Annotated in this window: 21 protein-coding genes; 15 read left to right on the top strand and 6 right to left on the bottom strand. The window is 73.8% G+C overall.

All coding sequences use genetic code 11. The features are described from left to right. Window positions 1-12: 12 nt before the first annotated feature. The 5 genes from IE245_RS34900 (at window position 13) to IE245_RS34880 (ending at window position 5,671) form a co-directional block, all read left to right on the top strand. Entirely contained in the window at window positions 13-1,281 is a 1,269-nt protein-coding gene (locus IE245_RS34900; RefSeq protein WP_229852006.1) for a glycosyltransferase family 2 protein, read from the top strand. Further along, complete coding sequence (locus tag IE245_RS34895; RefSeq protein ID WP_229852005.1) at window positions 1,278-2,069, top strand: polysaccharide deacetylase family protein; 792 nt, start codon at window positions 1,278-1,280, stop codon at window positions 2,067-2,069. Before IE245_RS34900 ends, IE245_RS34895 begins: the two co-directional genes overlap by 4 nt. Window positions 2,070-2,211: 142 nt before the next feature. Further along, window positions 2,212-4,140 carry a hypothetical protein gene (locus tag IE245_RS34890; protein WP_229852004.1) on the top strand — a complete coding sequence of 643 codons (1,929 nt, stop codon included), beginning with the start codon at window positions 2,212-2,214 and terminating at the stop codon, window positions 4,138-4,140. A gap of 47 nt (window positions 4,141-4,187) precedes the next feature. Further along, entirely contained in the window at window positions 4,188-4,565 is a 378-nt protein-coding gene (locus tag IE245_RS34885) for a hypothetical protein (RefSeq protein ID WP_189955165.1), read from the top strand. Then, complete coding sequence (locus IE245_RS34880) at window positions 4,562-5,671, top strand: glycosyl hydrolase (RefSeq protein WP_229852003.1); 1,110 nt, start codon at window positions 4,562-4,564, stop codon at window positions 5,669-5,671. Before IE245_RS34885 ends, IE245_RS34880 begins: the two co-directional genes overlap by 4 nt. Here IE245_RS34880 and IE245_RS34875 read toward each other — a convergent pair. The 3 genes from IE245_RS34875 to IE245_RS34865 form a co-directional block, all read right to left on the bottom strand. Further along, window positions 5,631-7,757: a lipopolysaccharide biosynthesis protein gene (locus tag IE245_RS34875; RefSeq protein ID WP_189955163.1), complete on the bottom strand. Its 2,127-nt coding sequence runs from the start codon at window positions 7,755-7,757 to the stop codon at window positions 5,631-5,633. The genes IE245_RS34880 and IE245_RS34875 overlap by 41 nt on opposite strands. Then, a complete protein-coding gene (locus IE245_RS34870; RefSeq protein WP_189955161.1) occupies window positions 7,754-8,953 on the bottom strand; it encodes a DegT/DnrJ/EryC1/StrS family aminotransferase in 1,200 nt (399 codons plus the stop codon). Before IE245_RS34870 ends, IE245_RS34875 begins: the two co-directional genes overlap by 4 nt. 203 nt (window positions 8,954-9,156) lie before the next feature. Further along, on the bottom strand, window positions 9,157-10,050 hold the full coding sequence (locus tag IE245_RS34865; RefSeq protein ID WP_189955159.1) for an RNA polymerase sigma factor SigF: 894 nt from the start codon (window positions 10,048-10,050) through the stop codon (window positions 9,157-9,159). Between the two features lie 210 nt (window positions 10,051-10,260). On the opposite strand from IE245_RS34865, the gene IE245_RS34860 reads away from it, so the two are divergent. The 4 genes from IE245_RS34860 to IE245_RS34845 all read left to right on the top strand — a co-directional run bounded on the left by IE245_RS34860 (window position 10,261) and on the right by IE245_RS34845 (window position 12,601). Then, window positions 10,261-10,638, top strand: a complete 378-nt coding sequence (locus IE245_RS34860) for an STAS domain-containing protein (RefSeq protein ID WP_189955157.1) — start codon at window positions 10,261-10,263, stop codon at window positions 10,636-10,638. A 74-nt stretch (window positions 10,639-10,712) separates the two neighbouring features. Beyond that, window positions 10,713-11,141 carry an ATP-binding protein gene (locus IE245_RS34855; RefSeq protein WP_189955155.1) on the top strand — a complete coding sequence of 143 codons (429 nt, stop codon included), beginning with the start codon at window positions 10,713-10,715 and terminating at the stop codon, window positions 11,139-11,141. A 433-nt stretch (window positions 11,142-11,574) separates the two neighbouring features. After that, window positions 11,575-12,069 carry a hypothetical protein gene (locus IE245_RS34850; protein ID WP_229852000.1) on the top strand — a complete coding sequence of 165 codons (495 nt, stop codon included), beginning with the start codon at window positions 11,575-11,577 and terminating at the stop codon, window positions 12,067-12,069. A gap of 181 nt (window positions 12,070-12,250) precedes the next feature. After that, a complete protein-coding gene (locus tag IE245_RS34845) occupies window positions 12,251-12,601 on the top strand; it encodes a hypothetical protein (protein WP_189955153.1) in 351 nt (116 codons plus the stop codon). A gap of 103 nt (window positions 12,602-12,704) precedes the next feature. On the opposite strand, the gene IE245_RS34840 is transcribed toward IE245_RS34845, so the two are convergent. Further along, a complete protein-coding gene (locus tag IE245_RS34840; RefSeq protein WP_189955151.1) occupies window positions 12,705-14,210 on the bottom strand; it encodes a peptide MFS transporter in 1,506 nt (501 codons plus the stop codon). Window positions 14,211-14,639: 429 nt separating this feature from the next. Between IE245_RS34840 and IE245_RS34835 the strand changes: the two genes are divergently transcribed. Together IE245_RS34835 and IE245_RS34830 are read left to right on the top strand one after the other, a co-directional pair. After that, window positions 14,640-15,317 carry a response regulator transcription factor gene (locus IE245_RS34835; RefSeq protein WP_051788141.1) on the top strand — a complete coding sequence of 226 codons (678 nt, stop codon included), beginning with the start codon at window positions 14,640-14,642 and terminating at the stop codon, window positions 15,315-15,317. A 200-nt stretch (window positions 15,318-15,517) separates the two neighbouring features. Further along, entirely contained in the window at window positions 15,518-16,789 is a 1,272-nt protein-coding gene (locus IE245_RS34830) for a sensor histidine kinase (RefSeq protein WP_189955149.1), read from the top strand. Between the two features lie 26 nt (window positions 16,790-16,815). Here IE245_RS34830 and IE245_RS34825 read toward each other — a convergent pair whose 3' ends face one another. Next, entirely contained in the window at window positions 16,816-17,346 is a 531-nt protein-coding gene (locus IE245_RS34825; protein ID WP_189955147.1) for a GtrA family protein, read from the bottom strand. A gap of 182 nt (window positions 17,347-17,528) precedes the next feature. On the opposite strand from IE245_RS34825, the gene IE245_RS34820 reads away from it, so the two are divergent. The 4 genes from IE245_RS34820 (at window position 17,529) to IE245_RS34805 (ending at window position 21,472) form a co-directional block, all read left to right on the top strand. Then, window positions 17,529-18,668: a 5-(carboxyamino)imidazole ribonucleotide synthase gene (locus IE245_RS34820; protein WP_189955145.1), complete on the top strand. Its 1,140-nt coding sequence runs from the start codon at window positions 17,529-17,531 to the stop codon at window positions 18,666-18,668. 55 nt (window positions 18,669-18,723) lie between these two features. After that, the gene (gene purE / locus IE245_RS34815) at window positions 18,724-19,221 is read left to right on the top strand and encodes a 5-(carboxyamino)imidazole ribonucleotide mutase (protein ID WP_189955199.1); all 498 of its coding nucleotides are present in this window, start codon (window positions 18,724-18,726) and stop codon (window positions 19,219-19,221) included. Next, entirely contained in the window at window positions 19,218-20,414 is a 1,197-nt protein-coding gene (locus tag IE245_RS34810; protein WP_189955143.1) for a dipeptidase, read from the top strand. Before purE ends, IE245_RS34810 begins: the two co-directional genes overlap by 4 nt. A gap of 137 nt (window positions 20,415-20,551) precedes the next feature. Beyond that, window positions 20,552-21,472: a membrane dipeptidase gene (locus tag IE245_RS34805; RefSeq protein ID WP_189955141.1), complete on the top strand. Its 921-nt coding sequence runs from the start codon at window positions 20,552-20,554 to the stop codon at window positions 21,470-21,472. Between the two features lie 68 nt (window positions 21,473-21,540). On the opposite strand, the gene IE245_RS34800 is transcribed toward IE245_RS34805, so the two are convergent. Further along, window positions 21,541-22,875 (bottom strand): UDP-glucose dehydrogenase family protein, encoded by a 1,335-nt coding sequence (locus IE245_RS34800; protein WP_189955139.1) that lies wholly within the window; start codon window positions 22,873-22,875, stop codon window positions 21,541-21,543. Between the last annotated feature and the right edge of the window lie 187 nt (window positions 22,876-23,062).

Here is a 23,062-nt window from a genome sequence, read left to right as displayed (position 1 = left end):
TGGGGGACCCCGTTGAACACGCACACCGCCATATCCGTCGCCGAGCTGGAGCTCGGCGCGGACGGACCGCGACTCCGCCCCGCCCCCGGCGCCGCGGAGCCCGCCCCCGGCGACGTCTACGCCCTCGTCCGCGTCGACGGCCGCCCCGCCGCCACGGTCCTCGGCCGCTACGAGGAGGGCGAGGACCCCGCCGAGGTCCTCGCCGCGCTCGCGGCCGGGCAACTGGCCGACGCCGCCGCCCCCCGCGCGGACGCGGAACGCCTCGCCGCGGCGGAGCCCCCCGCGACGGCCGCCGCCCCGCCCCGCGCCTCCGTCGTCGTCGCCACCCGCGAACGCCCCGACTCCCTCGCCCGCGCCCTCGACTCCCTCCTGGCGCAGGACCACCCCGACCACGAGCTGATCGTCGTCGACAACGCCCCCCGCACCTCCGCCACCCGCGACCTGGTCCGGGAGGGGTACGCCGACCGGGTCCGCTACGTGCGCGAGGACCGGCCCGGCCTGGCCGCCGCCCACAACGCCGGGGTCGCCGCGGCCGGCGGCGAGGTGCTCGCCTTCACCGACGACGACGTGATCGCCGACCCGCACTGGCTGACCGCGCTCGCCGCGCCCTTCGCCGCCGACCCCCGGCTCGGCTGCGTCACCGGCCTCATCCTGCCCGCCCGGCTCACCACCCCCGCGCAGATCCTCCTCGAATCGCACGGCGGCTTCGCCAAGGGCTTCGCGCCCCGCCTGTACGACCCGGCCCGCCCGCCCGCCGACGAACCGCTCTTCCCCTTCACCGCCGGCAGCTTCGGCTCCGGCGCCAACATGGCCTTCCGGGCCTCCGCGCTGCGCCGCGCGGGCGGCTTCGACCCGGCGACCGGCACCGGGACGGCCGCGCGGGGCGGCGACGACCTGTACGCCTTCGTCGCCGTCCTCGCCGCCGGCCACCGGCTCCGCTACGCGCCCGGCGCGCTCGTCTGGCACCACCACCGCGAGACCTGGCAGGATCTGGAGAACCAGGCGTACGGCTACGGCGCCGGCCTCACCGCGTACCTCACCGCCACGATGGTCCGCCGCCCCGCCCTGCTGCCCGCCCTCCTGGCCCGGCTCCCGCGCGGCCTCGCGCACGCCCGGACGATGACCGCCGAACGCGGCGGGGACCGGGGCGGCGTACCCGGCGAGCACGGCACCCGGCACCACCCGTGGCCCGCGTCCCTCTCCCGCCTGGAACGGCGCGGCATGCTCTACGGCCCGCTGGGCTACCTCAGGGCGCGCCTCCACCGGGGGGCCGGCCGATGACCCGCGTACCCGTCCTCCTCTACCACCCGGTGATGGACGACCCGCCCTCCTGGATCGCCGAATTCACCGTCACGCCCCGGCAGTTCGCCGCCCACCTCGACGCGATCGCCGACAGCGGCCGGACGCCGCTCACCGTCGGCGCGCTCGCCGGACACCTCGCCGCCGGCACCCCGCTGCCGCCCCGGCCCGTCGTCCTCACCTTCGACGACGGATTCGCCGACCTCGCCGGCCCCACCGCCGAGGCGCTCGCCGCCCGCGCGCTGCCCGCCACCGCCTACCTCACCACCGGCGCCCTCGCCCCCGGCCGGCCGTGCCTCCTGCCGCCCGCGCCGATGATGACCCTGGCGCAGGCGCCGCGCCTGGAGGAGTACGGGATGGAGGTCGGCGGCCACACCGTCAGCCACGCCCAGCTCGACACCCTCCGGCCGGCCGCGCTCCGCCGCGAACTGAGCGACTCCAAGGCCGAACTGGAGGACGTCCTCGGCCACGAGGTGCGCCACCTCGCCTACCCGCACGGCTACAACAGCCCCGCCGTCCGCCGCGCCGCCGAGGCCGCCGGCTACGCCTCCGCCGTCGCCGTCCGGCACGCCCTCAGCTCCGCGTCCGACGAACTCTTCCGGATCGCCCGGCTCATCGTCCGCCGCGACCACACCACCGCCGACGTGGAGGCCTGGATGGACGGCCGGGGCGCCCGGGTCGCCCCGTACCCCGACTCCCTCCCCACCCTCGGCTGGCGCCTCTACCGCAGGACCCGCGCCCTCCTGAAGGGCCCCGAGTTCGCGGGCTGATACCGCCCGACCAAGCCCGACAAGCCCGGCCAAGCCCGAACCGGATCGACAAAGCCCGTACACGAGACGGGAGTTGTGGAACCGGACAGAACCGAAGTACGTTCCCTTGCCTCGTCGAGGGGACAGTGGGGGAGAAGAGTTCGTGCAGAAGCAGGAGCGGGCACAGGCCCAGGAGCAGGGACCGGGGCCGGACCGGCCGGAGCGGGCGACCGGCGGCGCCGTGCCCGCGCAGCCGGACGGCCCGCACGGGGCGGAGCCGCCCACCGGACCGGCGGCAGAGCCCGCCGGGCGGTTCCGCTCGCCGCTCGTCCTCGCCCTCGGCCCGCTCCTCGTCGCCGCCGCGCTGTGGCTCTGGGCGCTGCCGCGCATCGACTTCCGGCACATCGACGAGTTCGGGCTGCTCGACCGTTTCCCGGTCACCTTCTACGCGGCCCTCGCCGTCCTCACCCTCGGTTTCGTCCTCAGCCTCCGCCGGGCCGGCACCGCCCCCGTCTGGCCCGCCGTCTACAGCGTCGCCATGCTCGTCGCCCTCAAGGCGCCGCCCGCGGTCCTCTACGAGACCGTCCGCTACGCCTGGGCGTCCAAGCACGACGCGATCATCACCCGGCTGCTCGCCGAGGGCACCGTCCACCCCGGCACCGAACTCTCCGGCGGCATGTCCGCCTACGACCAGTGGCCCGGCTTCTTCGCGCTCGACGCGGCGCTCGTCCGCGCCTTCGGCGTCGACGGGGCCGCCTCCTTCATCAACTGGGCGCCGGTCGCGCTCGGCCTGCTCACCCTGCCGGTCCTCGTCCTCGTCTACCGGACCTTCAGCGACGACTGGCGGCTGGTGTGGACGGCGGCGTGGATCTTCCAGCTGGCCAACTGGGTCGGCCAGGACTACCTGTCCCCGCAGGGCTTCTCGTACCTGCTCCACCTCACCGTCCTCGCCGTCGTCGTCCGCCGCTTCGTGCGGCCCGGGTCCGCCGGGCGGCTGCGGGACCGCGCCGTCCTCGACCCGGCGGCCGCCGCCGTCCCGCCGTCCGCGACCCTCCGGCAGCGGGCCGTCGCGGTCCTCCTCCTCGTCCCCGTGATCGCCGCCGTCAACGCCGCCCACCAGCTCACCCCGCTGATGCTGTGCGTGACCCTCGCGGCGCTCTGCCTCACCCGCCGCTACCGCAACCTCGGGCTGCTCGCCACGGCCGCCGTCCTCATGCTCGCCTGGTACCTCACCATGGGCCGGGAGCTGTTCCTCGACACCCTCTCCACCCTCGGCGAGAAGCTGGGCAACCTGCTCGCCAACTCCCGCCCCGGCTTCGCCGGCGAACCCACCGGGCCCGGGCCCGAGCTCGTCGGCAGCGCCAACGTCCTGATGGTCCTCGCCCTCGGCGGGCTCGCCGTCACCGCCGTCCTGCTCCGCCGCCGCCTCGCCCGCAGCGCCCTGCCCCTGATCCTCGCCGCCGCCGCGCCCGTCCCGCTGGTCCTGGTCAACGACTACGGCGGCGAGATGATCTTCCGGGTCTACCTCTTCGGCCTGCCCGGCTCGGCCTTCTTCGCCGCCGCCGCGCTGGTCCCCGCCGCCGGCGCGGCGAGCCGGGCCGCGACCGCCGCCCGCCGGACCGCGACCGTCGCGCTGCCGCTCGCCCTCCTGACCATGCTCGCCGGCTTCCTGCCCTCGTACTACGGCAAGGAGGGCATGCACTACGCCCAGCCCGGCGAGACCGCGCTGACCCGCCGGGCCCTCGACCGGGCCCCCGAGGGGGCCCTGATCCTCGCCGCCACGGGCGCCTTCTCCGACGCGTACTACCGCTACGACCGGTACGAGCGCTGGTTCTTCACCGAGCAGGAGGTCGACGAGAACCTCCGGATGCTCCAGGACCCGGCCGGCTACCTCGCCGGCGGCATCCCGGCCGGCCGGCCCGCCTACGTGATCCTCACCCCCACCCAGGCCGAGGCCGTCATCGGCGAGGGCTACCTCCCGCCCGGCGGCTTCGACTCCCTCGTCGCCGCCCTGAAGGCGTCCCCGCTCTTCGGGGTGGTGGAGGAGGGCCGGTACGGGATCGTGCTCCGCTACGAGCCCACCACCGGCTGACCCCCTTCCGCCACCTCCGCCGACCCGACCGAAGGAGCAGGGACGCCATGGCCCTCCCCCGCCTCACCCCCGTCCGGCGCAGAGCCGCCCTCGCCGTCTCCGGCTGGGTCGCGCTCGCCGCCACCGCGCTGCCCGACGGCTCTCCGCTGCGCTGGATCCCCGTCCTCGCGTTCGTCGGCTTCGCGCCCGGCTTCGTGCTGCTGACGCGGCAGCCGGCCGGGCCGCGCCCCGACGGCCGCCTGGAGGTCTACGCCCTCGCGGCCCCGGTCAGCCTCGCCCTGGCCACCCTCACCGCCACCGGCCTCTTCCTCGCGGACGCGTTCAGCGTCGCCGCCTTCCTGGGGATCCTGGCCGCCTTCGTCACCGTCGCCGCCCTGCTGCCGGGCTTCCGGTTCCGCAAACGAGGCGGCGGTGAGGACGGGTGAACGGGCGTCACGGCAGGGGAGGTTCCGGTGGCCGGCTCGCGGTGGCGCTCGCCGCCGTCGGCGCGCTGACCGCCGGTGTCGGGGTGTGGGCGGCCCTGACGGAGGAGAAGGACGGCGACCGCTGCCGGCCGGACGCCCGCCTGGTGGCGCCCTGCGGCGCCTGGTGGGGCGCGTACGTCCCGTACGACGAGGACGGGTCGCTGACCCGGCCGGTGTACGACCTGGAGAAGAAGATCGGCCGCCGGCTCGACCTCGTGTACAACTACCACGACATGTCGGGCAGCGAGGCCGACGGCCGGCTGCTCACGCCCGACGAGGTCGAACTCGGCCGCGACCGGCTGCTGATGCTCGCCTGGGAGTCCACCGTGTGGACCGAGAAGCACCACGCGAACTGGACCGAGAAGCAGCTCGGCTGGAAGAACATCGCCTCCGGCCGCTACGACGCGTCCGTCATCGACCCGCAGGCCCGCCGCATCAAGGAGTACGGCAAGACGGTCTTCTTCTCCTTCGACCAGGAGGCCGACTTCCGGATCCCGGAGGGCGCCGGCACCCCGGAGGAGTACGTCGCCGCCTACCGCCACCTCCACGACCGCTTCCGCGAGCTCGGCGTCACCAACGTGGTGTGGGTGTGGACGGTCTCCGGCTGGCTCGGGAACGCCGCCACGATGAAGGCCCTCTATCCGGGCGACGCGTACGTCGACTGGATCGGCATGGACCAGTACAACTACTACCTCTGCCACAAGTCGCCCCACTGGCTGGACTTCGAGAAGAGCCAGCGCCCCTCCTACGACTGGCTCCGCGCGAACGTCTCCGCCGACAAGCCGGTCATGCTCGCCGAGTTCGCCACCGCCCCCGACCCGGAGCGGCCCGAGCGGCAGCGGGACTGGTACGCGAAGATCCCCGAGGTCGCGCCGACGCTGCCGGAGGCGAAGGCGTACGTGCACTGGAACCGGGCCGTGCCCGGGCCCGGCTGCGACCTGACGGTGGACTCCGGGCCGGGGCTCGACGGGTACCGGGAGGCGGGGCTCGACCCGTACTTCCGGCAGCCGCTGCCGGAGGGCCGACTCAGGCGCGCAGGCCCCGGATCGCGTACGCCGCCATCGTGACGCCCGTCAGGCCGAGCAGGAGGGGGAGCGGGGCGGCGGCGAAGGACTGCTGCCCCGCCCAGCCGGCCCAGACCAGCACCCACACCGCGCCGGCCGTGAGCCGCCCGCCCGCACCGCAGACCCGCAGCAGCACCGCCACGAGCGCCAGGCACACCGCCTGCGCCGCGATCGGGGCGAGCCATGTCGCCGGGCCCGTGCCGAGGAGCCCGGCACCGGGGCCGACGGCGGGCGGCGGCAGCAGGCCCAGGAGCGGCGGGGCGGTGTGCAGGGCCAGGAAGGTGGCGAGGAGCACGGCCGCCGCGTAGCCGCCGCGGAAGGCGCGGGGGGCGACCGCCGCGCCCAGGAGGGCCACGAGGAGCAGCCCGGCGGTCAGGGTCGGCGCGGGCAGCGCGGTGAGCAGCTCCGTGCCGGCGAGCCGGGCCCCGTCGAGCGGCTCGGCACCGGCGAGCGGCAGCCAGAAGACCGCGGCGGCCGCGGCGAGCAGGGACCACAGGACCGCCGCCGTACGGTCGCGCACGGCCGGGGCCGGCGGGGGCGGGGGCGGCGGAGTGCGGCGTACGGGCGCGGGCTCGGGAGCGCGCGGCCGGGGGACGTACACCGGGATGCCGAAGGCCGGCGTCACCGAGTCCTGGGCGGCCGTGGCGCGCAGATAGGCGCTCTGCCGCGCCCACTGCGTGCCGTAGCCGTCGTCGTCCGCGAGAGCGGGGGAGGGGACGGCGGGCGCCGGGGGCTCGGCGGCGGGCGGTTCCGGCGCGCTGGTGGCCGCCGTGCCCTTCAGGACCGCCCGCAGGCCAGGGACGCACACCAGGGCCATCACCGTCATCCCGCCGAGCACCGCCGCCCCCGCCCCGGCGATGCCGAGCGGGCCGAGGAGGACGGCGGCGGAGCCGAGGACCAGGACGCACATGGCGCCCTGGACGGCGGCGAGCATCCCGGTGCGGCCCTGGACGCGGAGCACCCCGATGTACAGCTCCACCGCGACCCGGGGGAGCGCCCCGGCGGCGAGCAGTCGCAGCACCAGGGAGCCGTTGTCGGTGTAGCCCTGGCCGAAGGGGGCGAGGATCAGCGGCGCGAAGAGCACGAGGACGAGGACGACGGGGACGAGCAGCAGCACCATCCGGCGCAGTGCGCCCCGGACGCCCTCGGCGAGCGACTCGGGGCTGTGGGAGGCGTGCGCGGTGAGCGAGGAGGCCATGTTGATGGCCATGAACTCCATGGTGCCGCCGACGGTGTACGCCGTGTAGAAGAAGGCGTTGTGCGCGGCGTCGAAGCGGACGGCGACCATGACCGGCAGCAGGCTGATCATGAGGAGGCTGAAGACGGCCCCGAAGGCGTCGCCGGCGACGAAGCGGCCGATCTCGCGGTACGTGGGCGGCTCGCGGTCCCGGTCGGCGCGGGCCTGTGCCGGGATGAGCCGGCGGAAGACCAGCCAGGCCAGCGGGACCGTGGAGAGCGCGATCGCCGCCGCCCAGGAGACGAAGACGCCGAGGACGGGCAGGGCGGCGGCGAGGACGACGAGCAGGACGAGCTTGCCGACCGAGAAGACGGCGTTGCCGACCGGCACCCAGAAGGCCTTCCGCAGGCCGGTGAGGACGCCGTCCTGGAGGGTGAGCAGCGCCCAGCCGACGGAGGACAGGGTGAAGAAGATCCCGGCGGAGAGCGTGCCGAGGGGGGCGTACGAGGGCCCCCACAGGTCGAGGGTGAGCAGGAAGATCCCGGAGGCGGCGGCCACCACCACCGTGCTGAGCAGGTAGAGGCGGGCGACGAGGGGTCCGGTGGCGCGGCCGGCCCGGGGGACGTAGCGGACGACGGCGCCGGAGAGGGTGGTCGCGGTGATGGAGGCGAGCATCCGCTGGGCGGCGATGGCGGCCGAGCCCTGGCCGACGGCCTCCTCCGTGTAGTAGCGGGCGGCCACCAGCCAGAAGCCGAGGCCGAGGGCGGCGGAGACGCCGGTGGAGAGCATGAGGGCGTAGGCGTTGCGGAAGAGCGAGTCCCCGCCGTCGGCCGCCGGCGCCTCCGTGCCCTTCGCCTCCCGGGCGCCGGGGGCGTCCGGGTCGGCGCCCCGGGCCCGTACGGTCCCGGTCACCGGGCGCCGCCGGGGGCGGGCACGGGCGCGGCCGGCCGGGCGCCGGAGGCGCGCAGGACGGTGAGGACCTCGTCGGCGCGGCGCGGGTCCACGGGCAGGGCGTGCCGGGCGAACCAGGCGGCGCCCGCGGGCGCGGGGGAGGGGTCGGTGAACCGCTCCCCGGCGTAGGCGTCGAGCGGCGGGTCGTAGAGGTAGCCGACGGGGATGCGGCGGCGGGCGAGCGCGGCGACGGCGGCGTCCCGGTCGTCGACGAGGAGCGGCACCCGGAAGAGCGGCGGCACCTCGCCGTCCGCCGGGAGGTCCTGCCCGGAGTACTCGCTGGTGAGGAGGCGGGCGGTGCCGTCGCGGTGGGCGGCTAGGACGGTGTCGAGGGCGGCGAGCCGGCGGCGGGTGCGGGCGAGGCGGGCGGCGCCGGGGCGGAGCCGGTAGTCGTGCATGTCGACCCGCACCCAGGAGTGGAAGGGGTCGAGCGCGGGGGCCGCGCCGAGCGCGTGGGCGAGCTCCTCGGGGCGCAGCGGCATCCGGATGCCGGGCCGCTCGTGGACGCCAAGGGCGCGCAGGGCGGCGTGCGCGGGCCGGGCGAGGCGCAGGCCGCGGGCGGTGGCCTCGGCGTAGGGGCGGGCCAGGTAGGCGGCTTCCTTGGCGAGCCGGGCCGGGTGGAGCAGCGCGTCCCGCTCGGCGGCGAGCCCGGCCCGCAGGGCGGGGTCGGCGACGGCGAGGAAGCCGCCGGTCTTGGCGCCGGTGTGCTTGGAGAGGCTGAAGACGGCGGCGTCGCCCCAGGCGCCGACGGGCCGGCCGCCGACGGTGGAGCCGATGGCGTGGGCGGCGTCCTCCAGGAGCGGGATGCCGAGCCGGTCGCAGCGGGCGCGCAGGGCGGGGGCCGGGTCGGGGTTGCCGTACAGGTTGGTGGTGAGGACGGCGGAGAGCCCGGACCAGAGGGCGTCGGGCACGGCCGCCGGGTCGAGGGAGCCGTCGCGCGGGTCGAGCGGCGCCTGGACGGGCCGGAGGCCGGCGGCGAGCACCACGAAGAAGATGACGTCGTCGTTGACCGGCGACATGAGCACCCGGCCGCCGGGCGGGCACCAGTGGCGGAGTGCGAGATAGAGCCCGAGCCGGCACGACGGCACGTAGAGGCACTCCCGCCCGCCGAGCCGCGCGCGCATGACGTCTTCCAGGTCCGCGTACGCAGAAACCATGACAGATTCCCCCCAGATCCCCGGGCTCAATGTCGCCCATTCCGGACGGCCCCGTCAACAACGGCCCGCCCAACGGCCGCCCAGGCCGCCCCCGTTGAACGCGCGGAAGGGCCCGTCCGGGTCGAAGACCGTGAACGGGCCCTTTCCGTCGCCATTTTGGCGGTTCGCGGGAGCCGGTGGGGGTGATTCCTCCGGAGCGGCGGTCATTCCTCCAGGGTGAGTCCGCGGCGCAGCCGGGCCAGGGTGCGGGAGAGCAGCCGGGAGACGTGCATCTGGGAGATGCCGAGTTCGGTGCCGATCTCCGACTGGGTGAGGCCGGTGACGAAGCGGAGGGAGAGGATGAGCCGTTCGCGTTCGGGGAGGGAGGCGATCATCGGCTTGAGGGAGGCGATGTACTCGATGCCGGTGAGGCCGTGGTCCTCGTAGCCGAGCCGGTCGGCGAGGGTGGACTCGTTCTGCCCGTGGTCGTCGTCCTCGGTCTGGGCGTCGAGGGAGGCGGCCGTGTAGGCGTTGCTGGCGGCCATGCCCTCGACGACCTCGTCCTCCGGGATCCGGAGTTCGGCGGCGAGTTCGGCCACCGTGGGCGCCCGGTCGAGGCGCTGGGAGAGGGCGTCGCCGGCCCGCGCCAGGTCGAGGCGGAGTTCCTGGAGCCGCCGGGGGACGTGCACGGACCAGGAGGTGTCGCGGAAGAACCGCTTGATCTCGCCGACGATGGTCGGCATCGCGAAGGTGGGGAACTCGACGCCGCGGGCGAGTTCGAAGCGGTCGATGGCCTTGATGAGGCCGATCGTGCCGACCTGGACGATGTCCTCCATGGGTTCGCTGCGGGTCCCGAAGCGGGCGGCGGCGAAGCGGACGAGGGCCAGGTTGAGCTCGACGAGGGTGTTGCGGACGTACGCGTACTCGTGGGTGCCCTCCTCCAGCTCGGCGAGCCGGGCGAAGAGGTCCTTCGAGAGCGCGCGGGCGTCGGCGGGCGCGACCCGGTCGAGGGGTCCGTCGAGTTCCGGGGGCAGCGCGGGTGTGGGGCGGGCGGTACGGGGAAGGGCTGGTGTCGATGGCGCGGTGGGGGTGCGCGGGGCGTCGAGCCGGGGTGACATGGGTCTCCTCCAGGGGTGGGGGGCGGGGTGCGGTGTGCGGCGCCTCCAATGCCGGCCGGATCGGGTGTTCCGTACTAGCCCTACCTGCTCGGCGGCGATCGTTGCAAGTGGCAATAATCCGTTTTGGGTGGTTTCATGGGGGGCTCGTGTGCACGGGAAGGCGCCCCGCTAGTAGGGTTCGGCGGAGTCGATCGAGGAGGGCGTCACACCATGGACCGCCAGCACATCGGCAGCGTGCGGCCCGAGCGGCTGCGGGTCGAGGCCAGGACCGTGGGCGACGATGCGGAACTCGTCGTCCCGGTGGGTGAGCTCGATCACCACACCGCCGAACTGCTGCGTGCGCCGCTCGACGCGGCCCTGGACGCCGGCCGCGTCCGGCTCGTCGTCGACTGCGCCGGGCTCGGCTTCTGCGACTCCACCGGCCTCAACGTGCTCCTCGGGGCCCGGCTGCGCGCCGAGGCCGCCGGTGGCGCGGTCCATCTGGTGGCCATGCGGCCCGCCGTGGCCCGGGTCTTCCGGATCACCGGCGCCGAGGCCGTCTTCACCCTGCACGAGACCCTCGCCACCGCCCTGCCCGACTCCGGCTGACACCCCGCCGCGCCTTCGGGCCCCCTTCTCGCCCCTGCCCCTGCTCTCTCGTCGACCGGTGAGGTGAAGTGCTGATGGACCAGGCTTCCGACGTCCTTGAGGTCCGTACGCTCGCGCTCGGCGGGACCAGCGGCACCGTCCCGCTCGCCCGCGACTTCACCCGGACGGCGCTGACCGAGTGGGGCTGGCTGCCGGCCGTCGGCGCCGACCGCCGGGCCGCCGCCGAGGACGTCCTGCTCGTCGTCTCCGAGCTCGTCACCAACGCCTGCCTGCACGCGGAGGGCCCCGAACGGCTCCAGGTCGTCCGCCTCGCCTCGACCGTCCGCCTGGAGGTCACCGACCGGGGCGCCGGCCAGCCCACGCCCCGCACCCCGCACCGGGCCGGACGCCCCGGCGGACACGGCATGTTCATCGTGCAGCGGCTCTGCCTCGACTGGGGAATCCAGCGGGTGCCGGGCTCCCCCGGCAAGACGGTCTGGGCCGAACTGGCCGCTCCCGCCTGACGGTTGCCCGTCCCCGCCTGGCGGCTGCCCGCCCCCCGGCGCCGACCGCCGCGGGACTTTCACCGTCGCCCTTCTTCCCTCCGCGGGGCCCCGGGCGTACCTTGACGGCCGACCTGATGGTGCGTCAGGACGTGCGGCGAGGGGGCACGGGTGTCCGAGGAACCGAACCGGAGGAGAACGGCCGCCGCGCTCACGGCCGCCGTCGCGGTCTGGGCCCCGGCCGCCCTGGCCGCCGCGCCCGCCGCCCACGCCGCGGCCGTCGACGTGAAGTACGCCTGCGAGACCGAGATCGGCGACCGCTACCGTCGCGGGCCACCCCACCCCACCCCACCGCCCCGCTCCCCGACGCCACCGGCGACGGACGGCTCGCCACCCTCACCGCCGCTCGCCTGGAGGCTCGTACGACCTCACGGTCAAGACGGCCAAGGGCATCATGAACAGCCCCGCGCCCCTGCCCTCCCACGCCCTCACGCCCAGCATGGACATCAAGCTCGGCGGGGACGACGGCGGCACCGTCAAGGTCACCGGCGCGCCCCACCCCGCCGCGCTCAAGATGAACGACCCGGTGAGCCTCGCCGACATGAAGGGCACCTACCGCCCCGGCGTCACCGGCAAGGCGACCCTCTCCCCGGGCGCGCTCACCATCAGCGTCGTTCTCGCCTTCGGCGCCGCCCCCATCAAGATCCCCTGCACGGTGAAGGGCACGGCCGCGGCCTCCCTCACCCTGGACACCGCCAAGCAGTCCGGAGGCGCCTCCGGCACCGGCGGCGACGGCGGCTCCGGCTCCGGCGACGGTCTCGCCCGGACCGGCGCCGAGTCCGACGGCGCCCTGCGCGCCCTCGGCCTGGTCGCCGGCACGGCGATCCTCCTCGGCGGCGCGGTCTTCACCTTCACCCCGTGGCTGCGCCTGGCCCGCCGTACCCGCTGACGCCCCCGTAGCTCAGACGCCCCTCAGGACACGCGGTCACGCCTTGTGTCGCCCTCGGTGCACGTGGTTGTGTGTTGATCGTTCGCGTAGGCGAATGATCAACATGTACTGCCTGTCTGACCCACAGGTGAGCGATGTGTCGGTCTCCGTCATGAGTGTCGGCACATGGAAAGGAACGCGTATGAGCTGGGGGAAGAGGCTCGCCTCGGGAGCACTCGCCGTGACGCTGGGCGTGGCGGGGACGGGGCTGCTGGCCGCGACGCCGGCCCAGGCGGCGGGGAAGTACACCTGCAAGGCGTACGCGAGCATGGACAAGCTGGGCCGGCCCACGGCGTACTCGACCTGTAAGGCGGGCAGCGGCAAGGCGGTCAAGCAGCACCGGGCCGTCATCAAGTGCGACCAGGTGCAGGGAGCCCGTGAGCACGTGATGACGTGGACGCTCTACGGCCCCTGGGTCGGACCGGGCCAGAAGTCCCATGTCCGGTGCGGCACGAAGAACTTCCTCCGCGGCTTCAGCGCGCAGACGAAGTAGCGGAGCGGTACCGCGCCGACGTGACGCGTGGACGACGGAAGGGGGCTGCCCCGGCACACGGACCGTGTGCCGGGGCAGCCCCCTTCGTGCGAGGGGAGGGGTGTCAGCGCACGTCGCCCATGAGCGCGCGGATCTTCTTGCCCGCCGTCATGAAGACGAGGCCCGCCGCGACCGCGATGATCGCCCACATCGTGTAGTAGGCGGCGTCACCCATCGGGGCGTTGAGCTTGACCGTCCATCCGTTCAGAGCGTTGCCCGTCGCGGTGGCGAGGAACCACAGACCCATGATCTGGCCGACGAACAGCTTCGGAGCCAGCTTGGTCGACAGCGACAGACCCACCGGCGACAGGCACATCTCGCCCAGGGTCTGGACCAGATAGACGCTCAGCAGCCAGAAGACGGTGACCTTGCCGGTCTCGCTGTTCGCGGCGGCGGCGCCCGCCAGGCCCATGATGGCGAAGGAGCCACCGATGAGCAGCATCGCCAGGGCGAACTTCATCGGGGTGCCGGGCTCGCGGTTGCGCTGGGCGAGCTTGACCCAGAGGGCGGCGAAGACCGGAGCCAGGACGATGACCATCATCGGGTTGACCGACTGGTACCAGGAGGCCGGGAACTCCCAGCCGCCGATCACACGGTCCGTCTTGTTGTCGGCGAAGATCGTCAGCAGCGAACCCGACTGGTCGTAGATCATCCAGAAGAGCACCGCGGTGGCGAAGAACCAGATGAACGCCTTGATCTTCGGGCGGTCCTCGCTCTTGAGCGCCGGGTTCCGGAAGATCGCGAGGAAGTACACGATCGGAACGACGATGCCGAGGATGGCCAGCACGTTGACGATGTGTTCCATGTCGAACGTGCCGAGCGCGACGTCCGCGAGGAGCGCGGCGACGGCGATGCCGGCCCACAGCCCGGCCTTGCGGAGCACCGCGCGCTTCTCCTCGGGCGTGGCCGGGGTGCTGGGCTCCTTGCCGACCTCACCGAGGTAGCGGCCACCGAGGACGTACTGGATGACGGCGAGGGACATGCCGACACCGGCGACACCGAAACCGAGGTGCCAGTTGACGTTCTCGCCGAGGTAGCCGACGACGAGCGGGGCGATCATGGCACCCACGTTGATCGCCATGTAGAAGAGCGTGAAGCCGGCGTCACGGCGGGCGCCGGACTTCCCCTCGTACAGACCACCGACCATCGCGGAGATGTTGGGCTTCAGCAGGCCGGTGCCGACCGCGATCAGGCCGAGGCCGCAGAAGAAGGCGATGTCGCTCGGGACCGCCAGCGTGAAGTGGCCCAGGGCGATGATGATGCCGCCGACGAGGACAGCCTTGCGCGCACCCCAGAGGCGGTCGGCGACCCAGCCGCCGGGCATGGCGGCCATGTAGACGACCGCGTTGTAGACGCCGTAGATCGAGGCGGCGAGGGCCTCACGGTCCTCCAGCGGGCCGTCGAGCACGGCGGCCACCAGGTAGAGCACGAGAATGCCGCGCATTCCGTACCACGAGAAGCGCTCCCACAGCTCCGTCATGAAAAGCGTGGCCATACCGCGGGGGTGGCCGAAGAAGGTCTTCTCGGCATCAGGGGTGCTGGCCGAATCCTTCGTCAGGCTGGACGCCATGTCGATCCTTGCTCTTTCGGGACGCGACGCCTCGTGAGCGTGATGCGCCCGGTGGGGGGTGGCCGGCACCGGCCGGGACGTCCGAGCCCCGTCCGGGATCCACGCCCCGCCGCGCGTCGTCGCGCCGCGGGACCCGGCCCACAGGTCGTTCACCGTCTACAGGCTGGCAGGGCCAACCCTGCGCAGAAAAGAGGACCTTGGCTGACGAAGCAGGCCAAAGGTCCCCGATTACCGCTACAGACGTCTCGCCACCATACGACACGACAGTGCCGGATATGGAAGGACTTGAGAGATGAATCACAGGTGACCATGGAACCAATGAACGCCATTCCAAGGTGATGTACAGGTTACGCACCCTGCTTCGGAGGCGGTGACCGCCGCTCCGCGATCCCGCCCCGGCCCGCCACCCGTGCGGACTACCATCACCCCATGACCCGTGTACTGCTCGCCGAGGACGACGCATCCATCTCGGAACCGCTGGCCCGCGCCCTGCGGAGAGAGGGGTACGAGGTCGAGGTCCGCGAGGACGGGCCGTCCGCGCTCGACACCGGCCTCCAGGGCGGCGTCGACCTGGTCGTGCTCGACCTGGGCCTGCCCGGCATGGACGGCCTGGAGGTCGCCCGCCGCCTGCGCGCCGACGGACACACGGTCCCGATCCTGGTCCTCACCGCCCGCGCGGACGAGGTCGACACCGTCGTCGGGCTCGACGCGGGCGCCGACGACTACGTCACCAAGCCCTTCCGCCTCGCCGAGCTCCTCGCCCGCGTCCGTGCCCTCCTCCGGCGCGGCGCCACCGAGCCGGCCCCCGCGCCCGCCACCCACGGCGTCCGCATCGACGTCGAGTCGCACCGGGCGTGGATGGGCGACGAGGAGCTCCAGCTCACGGCGAAGGAGTTCGACCTCCTCCGCGTCCTGGTCCGCGACGCGGGCCGGGTCGTCACCCGCGACCAGCTGATGCGCGAGGTCTGGGACACCACCTGGTGGTCCTCCACCAAGACCCTCGACATGCACATCTCCTGGCTCCGCAAGAAGCTCGGCGACGACGCGGCGAACCCCCGCTACATCGCCACGGTGCGAGGGGTCGGCTTCCGCTTCGAGAAGAGCTGACCCCGCCCCGTCGGGGACATGCGTTCCTCCCCCGGAGGGGGCGCCCCGGGCGGAACGGGCGGAGCGGGCGGTCGTGGGGTCCACGGCGCCCCTGCCGGGCCCGGGCCCGCCGTGCCCGAACCCGCACCCGAGGGCACCGCACCGACAAGGCCCCGCCCCCGACGGCCCGCCGCAGACCCCGCAACCGCCCGGGAGGGCACGTGCGCCGCCGCCTCATCACCAGCACCCTCGCCGTCGTCCTCGTCGTGATCGCCGTCTTCGGCGTCTCCCTCGTCCTCATCGAGACGAGGACGATCACCAGCAGCGCCCAGGAGAGCGTCGACGCCGAAGCCCTCCGCATCGTCTCGATCGTCGACAGCCGGCTCATCGGCGGCGAGCCGGTGAGCCCCGCGATCCTCGCGGAGCAGGGCGGCGCGAAGCGGTACGCCCTGGTCACCATCCCGGGCCGCCCGCCCATCGAGATCGGCACCCGCCCCACCGGCAGCGTCATCCGGGGCTACGCGGAGGGCGAGCGCGGCGAGACCGTGATCGTCGAGGAGTCCCGCTCGGCCGTCACCTCCGAGGTGGGCAGCACCGCCCTGATCATCGTGGCGGTCGCCGGGCTCGCCGTCATCGCCGCCGTCCTCCTCGCCGTGCGCCAGGCGAACCGGCTCGCCTCCCCGCTCACCGACCTCGCCGAGACCGCCGAGCGGCTCGGCTCGGGCGACCCGAGGCCCCGGCACAAGCGGTACGGGGTCCCCGAGCTGGACCGGGTCGCGGACGTCCTGGACGCCTCCGCCGAGCGGATCGCCCGGATGCTGACCGCCGAGCGCCGGCTCGCCGCCGACGCCTCCCACCAGCTCCGCACCCCCCTCACCGCGCTGTCCATGCGCCTGGAGGAGGTCGCCCTCGCCGACGACCTGGACACCGTCAAGGAGGAGGCGACGATCGCGCTGACGCAGGTCGAGCGGCTCACCGACGTCGTCGAGCGGCTGCTGACGAACTCCCGGGACCCCCGCTCCGGCTCCGCCGTCGCCTTCGACCTCGACGAGGTCGTCAAGCAGCAGATCGAGGAGTGGCGCCCCGCCTACCGCAGCGCGGGCCGTGCCATCGTCCGCTCCGGCAAGCAGGGCATGCGCGCGATCGGCACCCCGGGCGCGGTCGCCCAGGTCCTCGCCGCGCTCATCGAGAACTCGCTCATGCACGGCGGCGGCACCGTCGCCCTGCGCACCCGCGTCACCGGCAACCAGTCGGTGATCGAGGTCACCGACGAGGGCCCCGGCGTCCCCGCCGACCTCGGCGCGCGGATCTTCGAGCGGGCCGTCAGCGGCCGCAGCTCCACCGGCATCGGCCTGGCGGTCGCCCGGGACCTCGCGGAGGCCGACGGCGGGCGTCTGGAGCTGCTCCAGCAGCAGCCGCCGGTGTTCGCGCTCTTCCTGAGCAAGGAGGCCCGCAGCGGCACCGACGCGCCGCGCGAGCGCCCCGTACGGTGAGCTTCCGCCCCGTACGGCGAGCTCCGCTACACGCGGTCGGGCTGCCGCCGCCGCGCCTGCCGCGGCGAGGGGACCGGCTCCTGCTGCTCCAGGAACGACTCGGCCGTCTGCACGGCCTCCTTCGCCGGCAGCGCCCGGAAGACCCAGGTGCGGTAGGACCAGAAGCGGAACAGGGTCCCGAGGCCGATCCCGAAGAACTTGAAGAAGTTGCTCGCCAGCGAGCCGTTCCAGCCGAGGCCGTACGTCGCCGCGTACAGCACGCCGTTCTCGATCACGAGGCCGACGAGGCTGAACAGCAGGAAGAGGGTCATCTCCTTGGTGCGGCCCGACTTGTCGCGGTCGCGGTACGTGAAGTAGCGGAACCCCACGTAGTTGAAGGCGATCGCCACGATCGTGGCGATCAGGCTGGCCCGCACCACCGGAAGCTCCGTGGTGTGCCGGACCAGGTTGAAGACGGCCAGGTTGACCAGGACGCCGAGGCCGCCGACCACGCCGAACTTGGCGACCTCTCGGCCGAGCAGGGCGAGTCGCATGCGCAGCGCGCCGGGTTCGCTCATGGGGGTCGGTCCGTCCGTCGGGTGACGTCCCGATGACGTCAACCCACTCATGCTAACCAGCCTCCCCTGTCACCCGCCCGGGTAGCCGCGAAAGCTGTGGAAAACCCGGGCGTACCCGGTCACGCCTTGTGTCAATCCACAGCCGGAAGAGTGTTCACGGATGGTGCGGATACCCTAAGAGGGTGACGTTCCCGGTAGTAGGCATGGTCGGCGGCGGGCAGCTCGCCCGCATGACGCACGAGGCGGGCATCCCCCTCGGCATCAAGTTCAAGCTCCTCAGTGACACCCCCCAGGACTCGGCGGCCCAGGTGGCCGGCGAGGTCGTCATCGGCGACTACCGGGACCTGGAGACGCTCCGCGCCTTCGCGCGCGGCTGCGACGTGATCACCTTCGATCACGAGCACGTCCCCACGGAGCACCTGCGCGCCCTGGAGGCCGACGGCATCCCCGTCCGTCCCGGGCCCGACGCGCTGGTGCACGCCCAGGACAAGGGGGTGATGCGGGCGAAGCTCGACGAGATCGGCGCGCCCAGCCCCCGCCACCGCATCGTGGCCGACCCGGCCGACGCGGTCGCCTTCGCCGACGAGGTCGGCGGCTTCCCGATCATCCTCAAGACCGTGCGCGGCGGGTACGACGGCAAGGGCGTCTGGTTCGCCCGCACCGCCGAGGACGCCCGCGACCCCTTCCTCGCCGGCGTGCCCGTGCTCGCCGAGGAGAAGGTCGACTTCGCCCGCGAGCTCGCGGCGAACATCGTCCGCTCCCCCCACGGCCAGGCCGTCGCCTACCCGGTCGTCGAGTCCCGCCAGGTCGACGGCGTCTGCGACACCGTGATCGCCCCCGCCCCCGACCTCGACCCCGAGCTCGCGGGACAGGCCCAGGAACTGGCGCTGCGGATCGCCAAGGAGCTCGGCGTCGTCGGCCACCTCGCCGTGGAGCTCTTCCAGACCACCGACGGCCGCATCCTGGTCAACGAGCTGGCGATGCGCCCGCACAACTCCGGCCACTGGACCCAGGACGGGGCGATCACCAGCCAGTTCGCCAACCACGTCCGCGCCGTCCTCGACCTGCCGCTCGGCGACCCCCGCCCGCGCGCCCCGTGGACCGTGATGTGCAACGTCCTCGGCGGCGACTACCCGGACATGTACCAGGGCTACCTGCACTGCATGGCCCGGGACCCGCAGCTCAAGATCCACATGTACGGCAAGGACGTGAAGCCCGGGCGTAAGGTCGGTCACGTCAACACCTACGGCGACGACCTGGACGAGGTGCTGGAGCGCGCCCGCCACGCCGCCGACTACCTGCGAGGGACGATCGTTGAGTAACCAGGCGAGCAACGCGACGAGCGACCGGGGGAGCGGACCGCTCGTCGGCATCGTGATGGGCTCCGACTCCGACTGGCCCGTGATGGAGGCCGCCGCCCAGGCGCTCGACGAGTTCGGCATCCCCTACGAGGTCGACGTCGTCTCCGCCCACCGCATGCCGCGCGAGATGATCGCGTACGGCGAGGAGGCCGCCGGCCGCGGCCTCAAGGCGATCATCGCGGGCGCCGGCGGCGCCGCCCACCTGCCGGGCATGCTCGCCTCCGTCACCCCGCTCCCGGTCATCGGCGTCCCCGTGCCGCTGAAGTACCTCGACGGCATGGACTCGCTGATGTCGATCGTCCAGATGCCCGCCGGCATCCCGGTCGCCACCGTCTCCATCGCCGGCGCGCGCAACGCGGGCCTGCTCGCCGTCCGCGTGCTCGCCGCCGCCGACCCCGAGCTCCAGGCGCGGATGAGCACCTTCCTCCAGGACCTCAACGGCCAGGCCACCGAGAAGGGCAAGCGCCTGCGCGCCAAGGTCGCCGGCGCCGACTCCTTCGGGTTCGGCAAGTGAGCGCGGCCGAGCGGCTCGCCGAGGCCCGGGCCCTCCTGGCGGAGGCCCCCGTCGTCGACGGGCACAACGACCTCCCCTGGGCGCTGCGCGAGCAGTGCGGCTACGACCTCGACAAGCTCGACATCGCGGGCGACCGCTCGGCCTCCCTCCACACCGACCTCGCCCGGCTCCGCGCCGGCGGGGTCGGTGCCCAGTTCTGGTCCGTCTACGTGCCGGGCCGGCTCGCCGGCGACCACGCGGTGAGCGCCACCCTGGAGCAGATCGACGCCGTCGACCGGCTCGTCGAGCGGTACGCGGCCGACCTCGCGCCCGCCCGCACCGCCGACGACGTCGCCAAGGCCCGCGCCGAGGGCCGGATCGCCTCCCTCAAGGGCGCCGAGGGCGGCCACTCGATCGACAACTCCCTCGCCACCCTGCGCGCCCTGCACACCCTCGGCGTGCGGTACATGACCCTCACGCACAACGAGAACAACGACTGGGCCGACTCCGCCACCGACGAGCCCCGGCACGGCGGCCTCACCGCCTTCGGCCGCGCCGTCGTCCGCGAGATGAACCGCTGCGGCATGCTCGTCGACCTCTCGCACGTCGCCGACACCACCATGCGCGACGCCCTGGACGAGTCGGCAGCGCCGGTGATCTTCTCCCACTCCTCGTCCCGCGCGGTCTGCGACCACCCGAGGAACGTCCCCGACGACGTCCTGGAGCGGCTGCCCGCCAACGGCGGCGTGGCGATGGCGACCTTCGTCCCCAAGTTCATCCTCCCGGCGGCCGTCGAGTGGACCCTGCGCGCCGACGAGAACCTCCGCGCCCACGGCCTCCACCACCTCGACACCACGCCGAGGGCGAAGGAGATCCACGCCGCCTTCGAGGCCGGGCACCCCCGCCCGGTCGCCACCGCCGCCACCGTCGCCGACCACCTCGACCACATGCGCGAGGCCGCCGGCATCGACCACATCGGCATCGGCGGCGACTACGACGGCACCGCCTTCACCCCGGCCGGCCTCGACGACGTCGCCGGCTACCCCCACCTGATCGCCGAACTCCTCGACCGCGGCTGGTCCCACGCCGACCTCACCAAGCTGACCTGGTCGAACGCGCTCCGCGTGCTCGGCGACGCGGAGGCCGTCTCCCGGGACCTCACCGCCCGCACGGCCGCCTCGCACGCCACGCTCGCCCAGCTCGACGGCGCCTGACGGAGCACCGGGGCCTCACCCGTACGGCGCAGTCCGACGGGCCCGGGACGGGCCCCGGTGGCACGGTGGAACGTGCTGCCCCGCCTCCTTCGGCGGGGTGGTGCTGCGTCACCGAGTTCGGAAGTGTGAGTAGTGCCATGGCAGACCTAGACGATCATCCCCCCTTCTCTGCCGCCTCCGGCGCCGTCGGCGCGCTGGAACCCCCGGCGCCACCGCCCCCGCCGCTCGACGAGACCGCCCGCGCCCGGGCGATCCTCGCCGCGCAGCCCGTCATCGAGGGACACGCCGAACTCCCCCCGCTCCTCGACCCCGAGGACCTGCCGCCCGCCCGGGCGCAGGAGGCCGGTGCCCAGTTCTGGTCGCTGCGCGTGGACGCCGACGACGTCCTCGACACCCTGCGCCGCCTCGACACCGTCCGCGCGCTCGTCGCCGCCTGCCCCGAGGACCTGCGCCTGGCGCACACCACCTCCGAGATGGCCCACGCCCGCAACTGCGGCCGGGTCGCCGCGCTCCTCGGGCCGGTGAGCTGGACCGCCCTCGGCGGCTCCGCCGCCACCCTGCGGGCGTACCACGCCCTCGGCGTCCGGGCCGTGAACCTCACCCGCTTCGACCGCTTCGCCCGCGAGGCGGTCCGCGAGATGAACCGCATCGGCCTCGCCGTGGACCTCTCAGGCGCCGACCAGGACACCGTCCGCAAGGTCCTCGCCGTCACCCGGGCCCCCGCGCTGCTCACCCGGGCCGAGCCGGACGCCCTCCCGGACGACGTGCTGCGGCTCCTCGGCGAGAACGGCGCGGTCGTCATGGTCGCCGTCGACGAGGACCCGTCCGTCGCGGCCGACCTCCTCGACCGGGTCCGCGACCTGGCCGGGCCCGCCTCCACGGGCCTCTCCCACCTCGCGGCCCGGACCGCCGGCTACGTCCCGCTCTTCGCGGAGCTGCTGCGGCGCGACTGGCAGGCCCGCGACCTGGTCGGCCTGGCCCACGGCAACGCGACCCGCGCCCTGCGCGAGACCGAGTTCCTGTCCCGCACGAACCGGATCAGGCCCGTCGCCGCCTGACCCGCGCCCGTACACCCATGGGGGAGGGGCGCACCGGATCCGTCCGGTGCGCCCCTCCCCGTCCGCCGTCAGGCGCGCGGGCGGCCCATCGCGCGGTACGTCCATCCGGCCGCCCGCCACCGCTCGGCGTCCAGGGCGTTGCGCCCGTCGAGGACGACCGGGGAGGCGGCGGCGGCGGCCAGCTCCGCCGGGTCGAGCTCGCGGAACTCGCGCCACTCGGTCAGGTGCAGCACCACGTCCGCGTCCCGGACGGCCTCCAGGGCCGAGTCCGCGTAGCCGAGGGTGGGGAAGACCTTGCGGGCGTTCTCCATGCCCTTGGGGTCGTAGACGGTGACCTGGCCGCCCTGGAGGTGGATCTGGCCGGCCACGTTGAGCGCGGGGGAGTCGCGGACGTCGTCCGAGTCCGGCTTGAAGGTGGCGCCGAGGACGGCGACCCGGCGGCCCAGGAAGGAGTCCCCGCCGAGCGCCTCGCGGGCCATCTCGACCATCTGGCCGCGCCGCCGCATGTTGATGGAGTCGATCTCGCGGAGGAAGGTCAGCGCCTGGTCGACGCCGAGCTCGCCCGCCCGCGCCATGAAGGCGCGGATGTCCTTGGGCAGGCAGCCGCCGCCGAAGCCGACGCCGGCCCGCAGGAACTTGTTGCCGATGCGCTCGTCGTGGCCGATCGCCTCGGCCAGCTTGGCGACGTCGCCGCCGGCCGCCTCGCAGATCTCGGCCATCGCGTTGATGAAGGAGATCTTGGTGGCGAGGAAGGAGTTCGCGGCGGTCTTGACCAGCTCGGCGGTCGGGAAGTCGGTGACGACGAAGGGCGAGCCCTCGGCGACGGGGACCGCGTACACCTCGCGGAGCACCTTCTCGGCCCGCCCGCCGTCCTCGCCCTGGACACCGACGACGATCCGGTCGGGGCGCAGGGTGTCCTGGACGGCGAAGCCCTCGCGCAGGAACTCCGGGTTCCAGGCCAGCCCGACGCCCTCCGGCAGCACGCCGGCGAGGCGCTCGGCCGAGCCGACGGGGACGGTCGACTTGCCGACGGCCAGCGAGCCGGCACGGGCGACGGCGGCGAGGGAGGCGAAGGCGGCGTCGACGTAGCTCATGTCGCAGCCGTACTCGCCGTGCTTCTGCGGGGTGTTCACGCAGACGAAGTGGACGTCGCCGAAGGCGCCGACCTCCTCCCAGGAGGTGGTGAAGCGCAGCCGGCCGGTGGAGCCCTCGATCCCGGCGACGTGCTTGCGGAGCAGCTCCTCCAGGCCGGGCTCGAACATCGGGACGCGTCCGGAGGCCAGCAGCTCGACCTTCTCGGGCACGACGTCGAGCCCGAGGACCTCGAAGCCCATCTCGGCCATGGCCGCTGCGTGGGTGGCGCCGAGGTATCCGGTGCCGATCACGGTGATCTTCAGGGCCATGCGGGACTCCAGGGACGTCGGGCGAAAGTGCCTGCCCGAGCATAGTCGGGCCCTGGCAGAGCGCCCCGATCACGGCCTACCCTTTGGGTTACTTAACAGTAGTTAGCAAGCCAGGGAGCTCAAGAGCATGGGCAAGGACTTCGACCTGTACCGGACGTCGGAGGAGCACGAGATGCTCCGGGAGTCG

Origin of the sequence: Streptomyces roseolus (assembly GCF_014649855.1) — a bacterium.
GTDB classification, from domain to species: Bacteria; Actinomycetota; Actinomycetes; order Streptomycetales; family Streptomycetaceae; genus Streptomyces; species Streptomyces roseolus.
The sequence above is the reverse complement of the archived record's forward strand: the minus strand, read 5'-3'. Positions and strand labels throughout refer to the sequence as shown.